Below are 17,906 nucleotides of genomic sequence, written 5' to 3' on the forward strand. Positions count from 1 at the left end.
TCAATCATACCACTCCACCTTCCACTAGTACTGTAGCGAATGCATAATAACGCTCATCTGATAAAGAAATATGTATAGAAGTAATACCAATTTCTTTGGCAAAAATAGCCGCTTGGCCATGTAAACGTAGCATTGGTTTTCCAATTATATTACTGTAAACCTCAAAATGATGAAAGGCTAACCCATTACGTATACCTGTACCCAATGCTTTAGATGCTGCTTCTTTTACAGCAAAACGTTTAGCAAGGTAACGAATTTTTTGTTTATGTATACAATATTGTGCCCATTCATTTAAAGAGAGAACTCTCCGAGCCATTTGGTCACCCTCACGAGTGACTATAGACTCGATACGAGATATTTCTACTATATCAATCCCCAAACCTAAAATAGCCACAATATACATACTTCCAAAATAATATTTTATTACATTTACAATTTTAAAATAGCATTGTCGTTACTAGATCTACTAATCCTACCCTGATTAATATCAATATAAAGATTTATGTATTATCTTAGATAGAATAATTTTAAAGATGTTTTCAGCATACTAAACTAGATAATTAATTGCATGAATTTAAAAAATTAATTTTTACAGCAAAATACTTATATAAAAGGTTATTAAACTACGCATTAGATCGTATCTTTTAAAATTAATGTAATATATAGTTAATATTACAATATCTATTTTAAATAAAGTACTTTACTATAATGTATATAAAATACAGTACCAAATATATACTATAATTTTATTATTTTTTACAAGTAAGTCATACAATATCTATTGATAATATCAATTTTTATTGTATATAATATATCAAGCTTTAATATAAAATATATTAATCCCAATCTAGGACATAAGAATCTATTATTAATTTAATTAAAAGTATTGCTAGATTAGTAAAGTCAAACTATAATGAGTACTATAAAATAGTATTAACATAACTAAATATGAATCATATATATCGAAAGTATACGATTATATATTTTATAATAAAAACTGCTAAATATAATATCTTAAATATTAATTAATATATACGCAGAATAAACATGAGAATATATAGTATTTCATTTAATAATAAATAGCGAGTATAAATAATATTTAGTAATAATTCTTGATATAAATTATCAAAAATAAAAATATTACTGATTGTATATTTGTTAAAAGATACTGAAATCCATTCTTAATGGATATGTAGGTATTAGTTAGTTTTTAGAGAAAAAAATACTAGTTTTACTTTTCACTATATTTCATGATATATTGTATGGATTGTTATTATATAAATACTAAAAGATTAAATATTTATTTAAAATTATTTTTTAAATAAAAAAAATATGATTTATTTTTTATAATTTCTGAAAGAATAATAATTCTTAATCATATTTCTAAGTATTTATAAATAGTACTATTTTGTTTAAAATTTTTATTGAATATATAAAATAAATTAAAATTATTCTATATATTCAACAAAATATATTTATATTAAGGTAAAAATCTTAATATACAAAAAGATCTTTTATTTAATAAACTTATATGGCTTTGCATATAGAAAAGGTATTTTAAAAAACAAAATGAAACTTTTATATTCATTGTGATAAGGTTTGTTCTATTAACTAGATATTTAAAAATTTTTTTATAAAATACATATTAAACTTTCAATTTTTATTAATAACTTACTTTTATGATTAAAAAAAAATAGATATAAAAATTTTAGATAAACGCATAGGAAAAAGTTTTCCAATACCGAAATATGTAACATCTGGTTCTGCAGGATTAGATCTGCATGCTTGTATATTTAAAAAAATCGTTTTAGGTGCGGGTGTAACTACCCTAATCCCCTCAGGAATAGCAATGCACATTAAAGATCCCCGTCTAGCTGCAATAATTCTACCTCGCTCTGGTCTTGGACATAAACACGGTATAGTCTTAGGTAATCTTGTAGGTTTAATAGACTCTGATTATCAAGGACAGGTAATGGTTTCTATTTGGAATCGCAGCTCCGATATATTTACAATTTCTCCAGGTGAACGTATTGCCCAAATGATTTTAGTACCTATTGTACACGCAGTATTAAATATAGTAGAAAATTTTGAAAAAAACAGTCAGCGTGGTTCAGGTGGCTTTGGCCATTCTGGTCGCTAATAAAAATATTATAATACATATTAAATAATGTTTCTCTTATTATTAAAGAGAATGCTATAATAATAGATCACTAAATATTTTATTTGTTAATAAAATTTATAAAAAATATACAAAGTATGCCGTAACAGAGAGTTATAAAATTTCTCGAAAAATATTATATAATCATTATGATTACAATCATAATTGTATTGCTGTATCAAATTATAGTTACAGTAGTTATTTGAAATAATCATGTATCGTTAACTTCAATTATACCATTCAATGATGCTATTGTTTTTTCGTAAATTAATTCTAACAGTACCAGGATATATTATATATATCAAAAAATAATTATTAGAAATCAAATAATTAAATCAATACATCTTCTAATAAAGATACTAAGAGTATTACTGTGTGCCAGTAAAATCCTTATAAGATATATTATATATATTTTTTTGAATTATGAATTTGATTGCTACAAAATAAAATAATTCATTTACATATTGTTATTGTTTTCATAAAATTATTCTATATAATAGATGGCATTTTATTTTAGTGATAATAATAACCTTATATAACTATTTAAATAATGATTAAAATGCTAGATAAAATCTTATCAAATAATTTTTATATTTAAACTGTAACATATTAATTATATATTTTAAAAAATATAGATAAACTCTATAATATCTTTATAATTATTTTTATAATAATAAACGAGAGAAGGTAAAATACCATAAAAATTAACATAAAAAATCCTAAAGAATAAAATAACTCATCTAAGTTTTAATAAAATTATCTAATTATCTTATAAAGATATGATATTTAAATTTATTATAATCTATAAGATAAGATTAAATTATTCTAAGGTACTTATTTATATCAATAAACATAATCAAAAGTATTATTTTAATAAATTATTTAGTATAATATAATAATTCATAAATAATTTTAGCCTCTTATAACATAGAAATGCAAAACTAATATATAAGAAAATCATCAATACATTACCTGAAAAATTTAAATTATTATTTATACAATATAATTTGCTATTTTATAGCAAATAGAATAAAAAAATCTAGTTGTATGTCTTTAATAAATATTTAGATATCATATAGTAATTATACTAGATCATTAATTTAATCAGTGATATAGTTAATATATGAAATATAATCAAATATCTATTACTTAAAATTTAATATTATTATTAGGTTAATTATATACTCTATAATCATACTATTATATAGAATATTAATTCTATTAAGAGAATATTTGATTATATTTTTTATAATCATGATTATATCATGTATAACTAATAATACTTTAATGCATTACTTACTAATAAGTAAGATAATTACTTTTATCTTAGTCAACATTTAAATACAAAAGGTTATTTAATAACCTATAATAATTAATATTTTTATTACATTTATTAAGTAAGTTATGTAGTAAATAATTTATTTATTAGAACAACCTGATTTAACTTTTACCCATAATTCAAGATAAACCTTAGTTTTAAATATAGCTTCCATATCTTTACGAGCTTCAAGACTAATAATCTTAATTTTAGAACCTGTATTACCTATAATGATTTTTTTTTGTCCTTTACGTTGTACTAGAATAATTGCGTGGATATTATATCTCTTATTTTTAATATATACAAAATGCTTTATCTCAACTGTAACAAAATAAGGTAGTTCTGCACCCAGAAAACGCATAATTTTTTCACGAATAATTTCAGAGGCGATAAATTTTTCTGAACGATCAGTAATATAATATTCTGGAAAATAATGCATATCTTCAGGTAGTTTTTGACGAACAATTCTAGAAATTATATCTATATTAATACCTCGTTCTGCGGAAATTGGTACTATGTCTATAAAGTCCATTTGTTTATTTAAAAAGTCAATATATGGTAGTAGTACTGTTTTATTCTTAATTTTATCCACTTTGTTTATAGCTAAAATTACGGGATCTTTAAGATGTCGCAATTTATTTACTACTATTTCATCATCATGAGTCCAATGAGTACTATCAATAATAAAAATAACTAAAGCTATATTACATATGGAACCGTTTGCTATATAGTTTATAAAACTATGTATAAAATTTTTTTTTGTTATTTGTATACCTGGGGTATCTACATAGATAGCTTGATACGATCCATGAGTGCTAATACCAATAATACGTTGGCGGGTTGTATGTGGTTTACGAGAAGTAATGGAAATTTTTTGACCTAATAATTGATTTAATAATGTTGATTTACCGACATTAGGGTGACCAATTATAGGTATACATCCACAATAATTTTGTTTACTCATCATACAAAACCTAGATATTTTAACGCTTGTGCAGCAGCGTTCTGCTCAGCTTGACGACGATTTGAACCTATTCCGATTACTTGCTCTCTAAGACAACTAACCTGACAGTGAATAATAAATTTTTGTTCTTGTGATGCTTCATTATATGATTTTACTACCCAGTAGGATGGCAGCGGTAAGTGGCGTCCTTGCAAGAATTCTTGTAGGCGAGTTTTAGAATCTTTTTGCTTTTCACCAGGTTTTATTGCATCTAGCCGAGGCTTATACCAATTTAAAATTAATAACTCAATAGTTTTTATATTACTATCTAAAAAAATACCCCCAATAATAGCTTCTAAGGTATCTGATAAAATAGAGTCACGACGACAGCCACCATTTTTTAACTCACCCGGTCCGAGACGTAAACATTCACCTAAATTAAATTCACGCGCTATTTCTGCTAGTGTGTTACCACGAACTAAAGTGGCTCGCATACGACTCATATCTCCTTCATCAATACATGGGAAACGGTGATATAGTGTATTTGCAATAACAAAGCTGAGAATCGAGTCCCCCAAAAACTCAAGACGTTCGTTCTGTTGGCTACTAGCACTGCGATGAGTTAATGCCTGTAATAACAGTTCTTGCTGTTGGAAAATATAGCCTAACTTTTTCTCAAGCTTGTGAGTTATAATAAAGTTCATGAGATACCAAATAGCTCTATAATTAACTATAATTATAGCAAATAGAACATTTTTGCCTCTCTGAAAAGATAGAGATATTACTTTTAGAGTATCTTTAAAATAACATTTTTTATGTTATCATTAAATTCATTATTCGACAATTAATAAAATTAAATTTTATCTTTGATAATATGTATTATGCTAATTTAAGTAATTTTTTGATAGATAAAATTATAATAATAATTATTAATATATTTATAATATTAATAATTTCTTTAATTACTTGGTAAAGTTCTCTATATAATTATTTATTGTATTAATTATATTTATAAATTTACTGTTGAATTAATTACAGTCATACCATAATAGTAATATATATATTTTATTATAAACAGTATATTAGGTTAATAAATATTTATTTTTATATTTAAAATCACTCTATCAATCTGTATAACCAAGGTATTGATATTAACTTAAATTCAAATATAATATACTTAATAAGCTAGTAAATTTTATTGATATTTACCTATTTTCTAGAAAAACTATGACTTAGTTTTTTACTTTATATATTCAATACAATATATAAATATAAAAATGTTTATAAAAAGACTAAGTTAATAATAAAACTTTTAAAGTTAGTAGAAGATTTTTTATGTATGAATGATTTATTAGTAGTAATATATCTTAAATATTTGATTATATTACCAAGTAATATACTTAATACTAATAATGCGTGGGTATCATCTAAATACATACTCTATAAAAAATTTAGTACTAATTTTTGTAGAAATTTTCTTAGTAAATACATACCCTTTATCATACAAAATATTTGCATTTGCTAAAGCTTTAAAGATTAAAGCTATACTAAATAGTATTATTTTTCTAAATTTATATTTTTATTTATAAATATTTTTACTATTTTTTTATTAAAAAATTAGATAAACAGCTAGCTAATCTAATAATTTACTGATAGTAGAGAATTAATTTTTAATTACTTTAATTAAAGGTTATAATCTTTACCGTTAAATATGCAGTAATAACATTATTAATTATATATTTATATACAAATAATTTTATTATTTTCAGCTAACAGTAATATTTATATAACTCAGTAACTATTAATAATAATCAATGAATTATACCAATACGGTTTAGACGTAATCCTGTAGGCCATTGTTTCTCTTGTTTTTCAAAGCTCATCCAAATTGCTATAGCTTTACCAATTAAATTTTTTTCTGGTACAAAACCCCAATAACGACTATCAGAACTATTATCACGGTTATCACCCATCATAAAATAACTACCTTCTGGAACAATCCAGACACCATGAGTTTGACCAGATTGGTGGTAATAATGTGACATTACATCATAAACCTGAGGCATAATAAGAGTACGGTGAATACAAGTATCTAGAATTTCTATACGCTCATGCATGCGATAACCATTTTCTACTTCTTGGCCTATTGGTAAACGAAAAAAACCATTACTATTTTGACCATACTTAATATTATTAAAACCATATACCCATTGACTGGGTTTTATTGACGTATAAGTAATTGGTATGATTTTTTTCTTCTTATCTTGAGTGGTGATACAATATGAAATTGTTAATTCCTTACTATAAGGATTGTAAGTAACTATATCACCTGGTATACCTACTACACGTTTAATATAATCTAAACTAGGGTTGGGTGGATATTTAAATACTACAAGGTCACCACGCTTTGGATGACCAGTTTTAATAATAGTGTGTTGTGTTAATGGTTCTTTAATGCCATAGGAAAATTTTTCCACTAAAATAAAATCACCCACTAATAATGTTGGCATGACTGAACCAGATGGTATCTGAAATGGTTCATAAATAAATGAACGAATAATAAGAACAATTACTAGTATTGGAAAAATAGATACAAATGGTTCCATCCAGTTATAAGGCTTTAATACTTGTTTAACGTGTTTTTTTTCTAAACACTCTGTTTTTAGTATATTACTATTATTATTAATATTTGTCCGACGAGCTAAAATAGATTTAAATCGATCAATACACCACATACAACCTGTGATTAATGTTGTAATTACTAAAATTAAAGAAAAAATATTACTCATATCTATACTCCTAGTACTATCTTTATTATAAAATATTAATATTATTTTATAATATAAATAACTTAACTAAACTACCTGCTTAATATAGATGGTTATTTATGTAACTATGTAATCTTTCCCGTATATAAAATAGCTAAGAAAGCTTCTTGTGGAATTGCTACGTTGCCTATATACTTCATACGTTTTTTTCCATCTTTTTGTTTTTTTAATAATTTTTTCTTACGACTTATATCACCGCCATAGCATTTAGCTATAACATTTTTACGTAGCTGTTTTACAGTTGAACGTGCGAGAATATTATTACCTATAGCAGCTTGAATTGCAACATCAAACTGCTGACGCGGAATGAAATCTTTTATTTTTTCAACTATTGCTTTGCTTTTAGTACGTGCGTTATCAAAATGCGTTAAAAGTGATAAAGCATCTACACGTTGATTGTTAATCAATATATCAACACGTACCATATTAGACTGTTTAAAATATTTAAAGCTATAATCCAATGATGCATAACCTCGAGAAGTTGATTTAAGACAATCAAATAAGTCCATAACTACTTCGGACATTGGAATTTCATACGTTAGAGCAACTTGATTATTATGATAAATAAGATTAGTTTGAATACCACGTTTTTCTATACATATTTTCATAACGTTACCAAGATATTTTTGAGGTAAAAGAATATTACACTCAGCAATGGGTTCAAGCAGTTCTTTTATGTTATGAATTGTTGGTAATTTAGATGGATTATCAATAAAAATAATATCACCACTAATCATTTTAATTTGGTAAATAACAGTTGGTGCTGTAGTTATAATATTTAAATTATATTCACGTTCCAAGCGTTCCTGAATAATATCCATATGTAGTAAACCAAGAAAACCACAACGAAAACCAAAACCTAGAATATTAGATTTTTCTGATTCATAGAATAAAGAAGCATCATTTAAATGTAATTTACTTAATGCACTACGAAAAGCTTCATAATCATTAGTATTCACCGGAAACATACCTGCATAAACCTGAGGTTTAACTTTCTTAAAACCTGGTAAACAGTCTCTTGCTGGATTACGCACTGAAGTTAAAGTATCGCCCACTGGCGCTCCATGAATATTTTTAATTGCACAAACTAACCAACCAACTTCCCCGCAATTTAAAATATTACGTTGACTCTGTTTGGGTTTAAAAATACCTAGACGCTCAGCAATATAAGTTTGACCAGTACTCATTACTTGAATTTTTTCACCCTTATGAAGCGAGCCATTTTTAATACATATAAGAGAAACTACTCCTAAATAATTATCAAACCATGAATCTATAATTAATGCCTGTAATGGATTTATTAGACTACCTTGTGGTGAGGTAATATCGCGTATTAAACGCTCAATAACTTCAGGTATGCCTATACCAGTTTTTGCTGAGCAACGTATAGCATCTGTAGTATCAATACCAATAATATCTTCTATTTCTTGTGCTACACGATCTGGATTAGCAAATGGTAAATCAATTTTATTTAGTACGGGTATAACAGTAAGATTCATGTCTATTGCAGTATAGCAGTTGGCTAACGTTTGAGCTTCAACACCTTGACTTGAGTCAACTACTAATAATGCACCTTCACATGCTGCTAGTGAACGAGAAACTTCATAAGAAAAATCTACATGACCTGGAGTATCGATAAAATTTAGATGATAGGTTTTGTTATCTTTAGAGTGATAATCTAGCATTACGCTTTGTGCTTTAATAGTAATACCTCGCTCACGTTCTAGATCCATAGAATCTAAGACTTGTGATGCCATTTCACGATCAGTCAAACCACTACAAATCTGAATAATACGATCTGATAGTGTAGTTTTACCATGATTAATATGTGCAATAATAGAAAAATTTCTTATATGCTTCATGATTATTTTGCCTGATTATTTTTTGGTAAAATTTTAAAATATTTACTAACTAAAATATTAAAATATTACTTATAAATTTTAGATGATATTTCGTTTAAAAAAATATTTTATATATTGAATAATTAAAACCTAAATACGACTATATAGTTATTTTTTATAAAATACATTAACTTAAAATATTATATATAGTTAATTAATTACATCTCATGTTACTATATTTTCATATTAAAAGACATATACACTTAATTTAAACTAACAGTAATCTAATTTATATATTTTAAAAAAGTTAAAAATTTTTAAAATATATATATTTCTATCTTTAATGATCATAAGAATATTAAAAAATACAATTATTTACTGTTAAATAAAACAAATAGATTTAAGATTCTTTATAAGAAGTTTTATAAACAGTAATTACAAAATAAATAGAAGGTATTCTTCTTATTGTAGTAATATTTAGTTTAACTTATTACTAGTAATATATATTATTGTTATTTTAGTTAAACAACTATAAGACATAGTATGTCTAGCATCTGATAGCCTATATTAGAAAAATTGTTTTTAACATACCTATCAGAGATAAATATTTTTAATTTTCATTTTAATAATTTTTATTTATACTTTAATATAAAATTATCACTTATAATAATGCAAATTTAACGCCTCTAAAGCATCTTTTTTAGAAAAAAAGACTATAAATTTTTAAAGTTTTATTTAATATAGGATGGTGTTAAGTTTATTATGTGGTGATTTTAAATCATAAACGTATATATTTTATATATTATATAAGTTTATTAATATCGCATAATTACTATTATCAAATAATAGTTTTATAGATAGGATTTTTTTATAAAAGTAAATGAATATAACCCTATAATTTAATATAATACAAAACATAAGACTGTTTTTACTTAAGTATATTTTATTATATATAGTAAATATTTTATATATAAATCATATTTATTACTAGAAATAACATAAAGCATAAATTGAATAAAATAACTATACTTAATGACAAGGGATGCAGGTATTATATTTGATATATCTGTATGTATGTTAATTACTATACCTTTTATGCCACTTAAATAATAATGTGTCTTATCTAAAATTATGATTATATAGTTATTAAATATAAAATGTTTATGTATTACTTATTATTTATGACTTATATACGTCCTATCTAGATAAAATAACTAAAGAAATATAGTGTATTGCTGAATCAATACAATTATAATTTAATATTTTTTAAACATAAATTATCTTATAACAAGCGGTTTATCTTTATATTTACAATATAAACTAAAAATAGTTTTTTTATATAAAATTTATATTATTTTGCTATATTTAACATTATATATAAACTATATTAAAAACCTAGCTAACTAAAAATTTATTAAAATAGTATAATGAAATTAGTTTAAATTATTAATTTATAATATTAAGAATAAATTATAAGTTCTACTATAATTATAGTAATTATACTATATTTTTTTATCTTATTTAATAAATTATTTTTGTATATTTATACAATTTATTAATAATATAATTGATCAAGAAAAAATATTCTTATAGAAATAATTAATAATTATATGAGCTTATAAGACATTCTTAAATACTTTTTAACACTTAACACTTTTTTATTTTATCAATATTTGATTGATAATTTAATAGTAAAATAAATAAATCTTATGATATATCAATATTTAATATCTATTTAATTGTTGTTATTTATTTTATAATAAATACTCTGTAAAAAAAATAGCTAAAAATAATAAAAAGATGTTCATTGTAATTAAACTATAGAATAATATATATTCAATATAATATGTAACTTTTTATACATTAAAAACATAATACATTAAATACTAGACATACTTATGTATTAAAATTATAATAGGTATTTTATAACAACAAATTTATAAAATAAATTTGTATAAATTTTATTATTAATACATTAAATAATAAAAAAATTGATGTAAAAAAATTACAATTACAATTACAATTACAATTACAATTACAATTACAATACATATAACACTATATAAATAATACTTAATTTTAATTTATATTATATAATTACTAATTTTTATCTTCGTTATCTAGAGATGTAGATATTACTTTTTTAAGTATATTAATAATTTTTATCTATAATAATTTTTATGTTTTTAATAAAATATTATAGGTATCTATATGTTATTTTTAATTAAAGCTATATTATATATAGATTATTTTTTTTAAAAAATAAAAGTATCTTAATAATTAAAAATTATTTTTAGCAATTTTCCAAAAAACTTAAGAAATTAAATTAATTATATTTATAGATATAATATGAATATAGAATATAAAATAATGAAAAATATTTTAAATACAGGATGATAGATTATTGATGCATATCATACATGTAATATATAAGAATGATTTTTTGATTAATTTTAAATAGTGCAAATATATTAATAATATTATTAATTTAATAGAGGGTATATTTTATGTAATCATTATATGGATATTTGTAGTATAGAGTATATAAATAAACCCATAATTAATTTTATTATGATCAAATCATTAATACGTTATAAACTATTTAAATTGATATTATTTTATATATCATAGTATAAAAGAAATAACATTATATTAGCTACATAATATTTACTATGAAATATATATTATATAATGCTAATAGCTATTAGCTCACATAGCATCTATTTTAATTTATAAAAATTACTAAATATTTTAGTATAAAAAATTTACCAATATATTGTTACAGTTAATAAGTACTTTATATAAAGTAACTTCATTAGACATATTATATATAGAATAATATGAAATATTATGTATTTCATAGAAAAATAAAATATATAAAAATTAATACAATATATAAATCAAATAATTATAAACAAATTTATAGAGATATAGATAAAAGATATTTATATGTTTAGATAATATATTCTGAAATATATACATATAGCATTAACTATATAACTTATAAAAGACAAGACTATTATCAGTCTGGTAAGTGAATATATATGGATAATATCACTAAAATATATTATATTGCTTTAAGTCACTTAACACATAGACATTATCTTATTAAGAAATAAATAAAAAATGGATGTTATCGTAAGATCTCATTAAAAAAATAAATTTATTATTTTAGAATCAAATTCTAATATGCACTAGAATAAGAAGATAAAAAAGAAATTTTATAAAATACTTAAAGTTCATTATTATATTTATAATACCCTTATCTTTCTTAAGAAAGATAATATCAATAACATTTATTGGCACTACAAAAAATAAACAAATTTATTTTTTTAAAAAAAATCAATAAAAATTTTTATATAATCATTGGACATATTAATTATATTAATATATCTGATTTTATCCTCATTAATTATAAATTTGACATAAACTAATTTATTTAAAGTTTTAATATAAAATATTAATGTAAATAACTTAATTTATATATTTTTTTTAAAAAAAATTATTAAAAAATCTATTGTACTTAACTGTATTTTTAATAAAAAGATACGAAAACTTGAAATTTTTTAATTTTATATATTTTTTATAAACTTTTATACATTATAACTAATAATACCTATTATTAGTTAACGTAATTTTGACATTACAGTTTTATTTTTCAAACAACTAATTTTAATATTAAAATATTATAAAATATATAATATACTTACATATTTTCTTATATGCAATAATATTAATATATGTATTATATACAGTAATATCTATAACAATTTTATTAATTATAATGATAATTAATAAAATTGTTATACACTTCATATAAAAATATCCCAATAACTAGAGGTAATATGTTTAAACTTAAAATCAACATTGCTAACTATGATACCAAATTATGGCAAGCCATGGAAAAGGAAGTGTTACGTCAAGAAGAACATATTGAACTAATAGCATCAGAAAATTATACTAGTCCACGAGTTATGCAGGCTCAAGGATCTCAGTTAACCAATAAGTATGCTGAAGGTTATCCCGGGAGCCGTTACTATGGAGGTTGCCAGTATGTAGACATAGTAGAGAAATTAGCTATCGATCGTGCGAAAATATTATTCGGTGCTGATTATGCCAATGTACAACCTCATTCTGGATCTCAAGCTAACTTTATAGTTTATACTGCTCTCTTAAAGTTAGGTGATTCTGTTTTAGGAATGAATTTAGCACATGGAGGCCATTTAACTCATGGTTCCCCAGTTAACTTCTCAGGAAAAATGTATAATTTTACTCCTTATGGTACTAATAAAAATGGTCATATAGATTATGAATATTTGGAAACTAAGGCTAAAAAGCAGCAATATAAAATGATTGTTGGTGGTTTTTCTGCATATTCTGGCGTTGTACATTGGGCTAGGATGCGTGAGATTGCTGATAATATAAATGCTTATTTATTTGTAGATATGGCTCATGTTGCTGGCATGGTAGCTGCAGGATTATATCCAAATCCAATTCCTTATGCTCACGTTGTAACAACAACTACACATAAAACATTAGCTGGTCCTCGTGGCGGTTTAATTTTAGCTAAAGGAGGAACCGAAGAGATGTATAAAAAACTAAATGCTGCCACATTTCCAGGTGCTCAAGGAGGACCGCTTATGCATGTAATTGCAGCAAAAGCAGTAGCTTTTAAAGAAGCCATGGAACCAGAATTTAAACAATATCAACAACTTATTATAAGTAATGCTAAGGCAATGGTTGTCATATTTCTAAATCGTGGTTATAAAGTAGTTTCTGGAGGAACTGAAAACCATATGTTTTTAATCGATCTGATTGGGAAAAATATTACAGGTAAAGATGCTGAATATGCCTTGAGTAAAGTAAATATTACTGTAAATAAAAATAGCGTACCTAATGATCCTAGAAGCCCATTAATAACTTCAGGTATACGTATTGGGACTCCTGCTATTACACGTCGTGGTTTTCAAGAAGATGATTCTTGCGAGCTAGCTGGATGGATATGCGACATATTAGATAATATTAATGATAATAAAATTTTTGCATCCATTAAGAAAAAAGTTTTACATATTTGTTGTCGCTTGCCGGTGTACGTATTATAATTTATATATTTATATATTTATATATTTATATATTTATATATTTATATATTTATATATTTATATAACTATATAAATAAGCATGGTTTTGTACCTTATATTAATTACAGGTAATTACTCTATAATTAATATAAGATATTACTATCTTTAGTTTTATTATTTTGTATTATTTATACTCAAATATAATTAGATCTTAAAAATAATTAGAAAGTAATAAAACTAAAATTTATCATAGTTCTATTGATCTATTAAAATAATGTGTAACCTAATTTAAAATAAAATAACTTATCATACTACATAATTCATAAAATATTTTTTATAGTATATATATAAATTACTTTTTATTAATTTTGAAATTATCTTAATTACTTTTATAAAAACAAATTTTCTTATAAATATATTTGCAATAATACTACCTTTTCTCCTGAAAATTATTAATATATATTATTTAATAATATATAATCTTACATTTTTTGTGTATATCTTAATGTCTTATAATATTTATATTATATAATATTATATATACTTTAATATAAGATATTATTTAATAGAATTAACCAAGAGTTCATTTTTATAAAATATAATTTAATTTATTTATTAAATATTATATTTTATAAATATTATCAAATTTTTTAAAAAAAGTTATACTCCATACCTTATCTTAGTATTTATTATAATTATAATATAAAATATTTTTATTAAATTATATTTTAAAAAGTTAATTTATATTTTTGATAGAATTTTTATAATAATAAAATGAATAATATTTTTTATAAAAAAATTTTTTAATATCTTTAATTTTTAATAAATCATTTTTTTTAAAAGGCGTAAGATGAATAATTTTTATAAAAACTATATAATATATGTATTATTACTACTATTACTTACTGGATGTGTATCTCATCCGATAAGTAAAGGACAACAGTATAAGGATGGTAAAATTAATAAACCTCTAATACTTGTAGATACACCTAATATCAAAGGAAAACCTATAAATATAAAAGATTTTTATAACCAAATTGATAAAATCAAACATACATCCCCTTTTTTATATAAAAAATATCATGATACCTTCAAAATAGTTATTAAATGGCTGCAGGCTGGGGGGGATATTAATGTCATATCTAAGTTTAATTTAATAATTTATCAAATGGCAGGTATTGATCATTTCGGTAATGTTCAATTAACAGGGTACTACACACCAGTTATTCAAGCACGATATACACGTCAAGGTAATTTTCAGTATCCACTTTACCGCATGCCTATAAAAGAAAAAAATCAACTTTTACCTAATAGAACTTCTATATATAACGGTATATTAGACAACCGTAATTTAGTACTTGGCTATAGTAATTCTCTTATAGATAACTTTATGATGGAAGTACAAGGTAGCGGATATGTGGATTATGGCGATGGACTTCCATTTACTTTTTTTGGATACTGTGGTAATAATGGTTATAGCTATTATAGTATTGGTAAAATTTTAATTAAACGTGGTGATATTATAAATGAAGAAATGTCTATGCATGCTATTCGCCAATGGGCTTATAAACATTCTATACATGAAGTTCGTGCATTATTAGAACAAAATCCTTCTTTTGTTTTTTTTAAACCAGAAAAAAATTCTCTAGTAAAAGGTGCTAGTGGTGTACCGTTATTACCTAAGGTTTCCGTTGCTTGTGATAGTAGATTGATACCAGCTGGATCCACATTACTTGTAGAGGTACCATTACTAGATTGTTATGGTAAATTTACTGGTAAGTATGAGATACGTCTTATGCTAGCTCTAGATGTAGGTGGTGTGATTAAAGGTCAACATTGCGATATTTATCAAGGTATTGGTCAGGACGCGGGTGAAAAAGCTGGTTTCTATAACCATTATGGTCGTATATGGATATTAGAGTCACCTATAATACAAGATTATTATTCGCCTAGATTTTGAGGTGGTTAACATTAAAAACAAACACTTACATAATTAAAATATTGTTTATAGATATTTAGTACAATTAATAATTGATATAAAGAATAATAATTCTTTATATTACTATATAATTTTATACAAATTATATATTTGGGTATTGTATAATATATAAATTATCTTTTTTTAAGAGATTATATTCACTAAAGAAGTATAAAATAATTTAAACCTCGATAGTTATTATATAACTATAATCATAAAATTAATAGTACAATATATATAATCTTATAAAGATATTTTAATTATTATAGATAATTTAGATATAAAATATTACTAATATAAATAGTAGTGAATTTATACTAAGATTGTATCTTACTAGTTAGTAAGTATAAAGATTTAATTATTATTAAAATTATTTATAGTAAAAATAGTGAAAAAAATGATATAGTTTAACAGTAATACTTGCTATTACAAGATTTTATTTTTAAATAAGTATAATAGTATTAAATAATTATTTAAACTTTTTTATTTTTTTAAATAAATAATAATAGTATTATTAACCCTGAATATCTCAGTAAATATCATGAGTAATGTGTGATAAGAAATATAAAGGATATTTTAAGTAATTTTATTATATTTAATATAATTATATAAAATATATATTTTATTTTCTTTAATTAGATAAAAATATTTTCACCTGATTTCCTGGTATATATTATTAGATTCACTATCTTATTTAGCTTCTTTTATATACTTTCTTTTGTTATTAGTAAATTATATATTTAGTTATATTTTAAATAAAATATTGTAAATAACATTTTATTGTAGATTATAAGATAGATAAAAAAATTATAATTTATAATATTCTCTTTGAGAGATTATAGAGTACTTTTTGCTTATAATCTTATAAAATAAGTATTTATCTGAAATTATTTTCTAAAATTTAGAATAGTATAAATATTACTAATATACACTACTTTTCATATAAAAAAAACTAATATTAAGTTATATTATATCTTTATATTTAGAACAGTAAAAAAAATATAATCTAGATTTAATAAGATTTAATTATTAATAACTAATAATTTACTGCTTTTTATTATATTTCAGTAATACTGAAATATAAAATTTATTTATATTTATTTTCGTTATTATCCTTTTACCATACTTATAATATAACAATCATCCAATATAACTCCCTTAATAATATTTTATATATTTATTATAATATAAGCATGGAGAAGAAGTAAGAATAATAGTTATATTAAGTTATCTTAATACTATATATAAAATAGCAAAATTGGCATATAAATAAATTTTTACTTATTCAAGTGAATTACTAATTTGTAGTATATAAATAAAAGATCCTTTGTATATATTATATTTATCAATTCTAATATTTTATTACAAATAAATATTATTATAATCTACTAGATATATCTATATTATAATAACTAGTGTACTAGTTTATAGTATTAAATGTTTGTATTAATAGGTATTAAGTAATATCCTAATATTATTATTATTAATATATATTAAAAATAATTTCTTATAAAGACTCTACCTGATTATATCAAATAATGGTATATTGGCATTATATTCAATGTATCTAAAATTTTTAATTATTATTATTCTTAGTAATATAAAATTACTCCTAATTTATTAATTATCAGAAATATATAATACAGGAAATAAACAGTTGTATATAATACATGTATTACATACTAGTAATAATGCGCAATTTAATATTTTTAAATAATTAATTATTTTTTAGAACATTAAAATATTTATTATATGCATA

At 22.4% G+C, this 17,906-nt stretch carries 8 protein-coding genes; 3 read left to right on the forward strand and 5 right to left on the reverse strand.

Features of this window, described 5'->3' with window-relative positions; all coding sequences use genetic code 11:
- Positions 1 to 4: 4 nt before the first annotated feature.
- Positions 5 to 394 (reverse strand): holo-ACP synthase, encoded by a 390-nt coding sequence (acpS, locus tag K0T98_RS00175; RefSeq protein WP_225639411.1) that lies wholly within the window; start codon positions 392 to 394, stop codon positions 5 to 7.
- A 1,299-nt stretch (positions 395 to 1,693) separates the two neighbouring features.
- Between acpS and dut the strand changes: the two genes are divergently transcribed.
- Positions 1,694 to 2,140: a dUTP diphosphatase gene (dut, locus tag K0T98_RS00180; RefSeq protein WP_225639651.1), complete on the forward strand. Its 447-nt coding sequence runs from the start codon at positions 1,694 to 1,696 to the stop codon at positions 2,138 to 2,140.
- Between the two features lie 1,436 nt (positions 2,141 to 3,576).
- Here the strand turns inward: dut and era are convergent.
- From era to lepA, 4 genes are all read right to left on the reverse strand, one after another.
- Positions 3,577 to 4,443, reverse strand: a complete 867-nt coding sequence (gene era, locus K0T98_RS00185) for a GTPase Era (protein WP_445082777.1) — start codon at positions 4,441 to 4,443, stop codon at positions 3,577 to 3,579.
- Positions 4,440 to 5,123 carry a ribonuclease III gene (rnc, locus tag K0T98_RS00190; RefSeq protein WP_225639413.1) on the reverse strand — a complete coding sequence of 228 codons (684 nt, stop codon included), beginning with the start codon at positions 5,121 to 5,123 and terminating at the stop codon, positions 4,440 to 4,442. Before rnc ends, era begins: the two co-directional genes overlap by 4 nt.
- Before the next feature lie 1,107 nt (positions 5,124 to 6,230).
- The gene (gene lepB / locus K0T98_RS00195; RefSeq protein ID WP_225639414.1) at positions 6,231 to 7,208 is read right to left on the reverse strand and encodes a signal peptidase I; all 978 of its coding nucleotides are present in this window, start codon (positions 7,206 to 7,208) and stop codon (positions 6,231 to 6,233) included.
- 104 nt (positions 7,209 to 7,312) lie between these two features.
- Positions 7,313 to 9,109, reverse strand: coding sequence for a translation elongation factor 4 (gene lepA / locus K0T98_RS00200; RefSeq protein WP_225639415.1), 1,797 nt, complete (start codon positions 9,107 to 9,109; stop codon positions 7,313 to 7,315).
- Positions 9,110 to 12,933: 3,824 nt separating this feature from the next.
- Here lepA and glyA point away from each other — a divergent pair.
- Together glyA and mltA are read left to right on the forward strand one after the other, a co-directional pair.
- A complete protein-coding gene (glyA, locus tag K0T98_RS00205; RefSeq protein WP_225639416.1) occupies positions 12,934 to 14,190 on the forward strand; it encodes a serine hydroxymethyltransferase in 1,257 nt (418 codons plus the stop codon).
- 829 nt (positions 14,191 to 15,019) lie between these two features.
- On the forward strand, positions 15,020 to 16,129 hold the full coding sequence (gene mltA / locus K0T98_RS00210; RefSeq protein WP_225639417.1) for a murein transglycosylase A: 1,110 nt from the start codon (positions 15,020 to 15,022) through the stop codon (positions 16,127 to 16,129).
- Positions 16,130 to 17,906 lie beyond the last annotated feature (1,777 nt).

This window comes from Candidatus Profftia sp. (ex Adelges kitamiensis) (genome assembly GCF_020342455.1).
Classification (GTDB): Bacteria; Pseudomonadota; Gammaproteobacteria; order Enterobacterales; family Enterobacteriaceae; genus Profftia.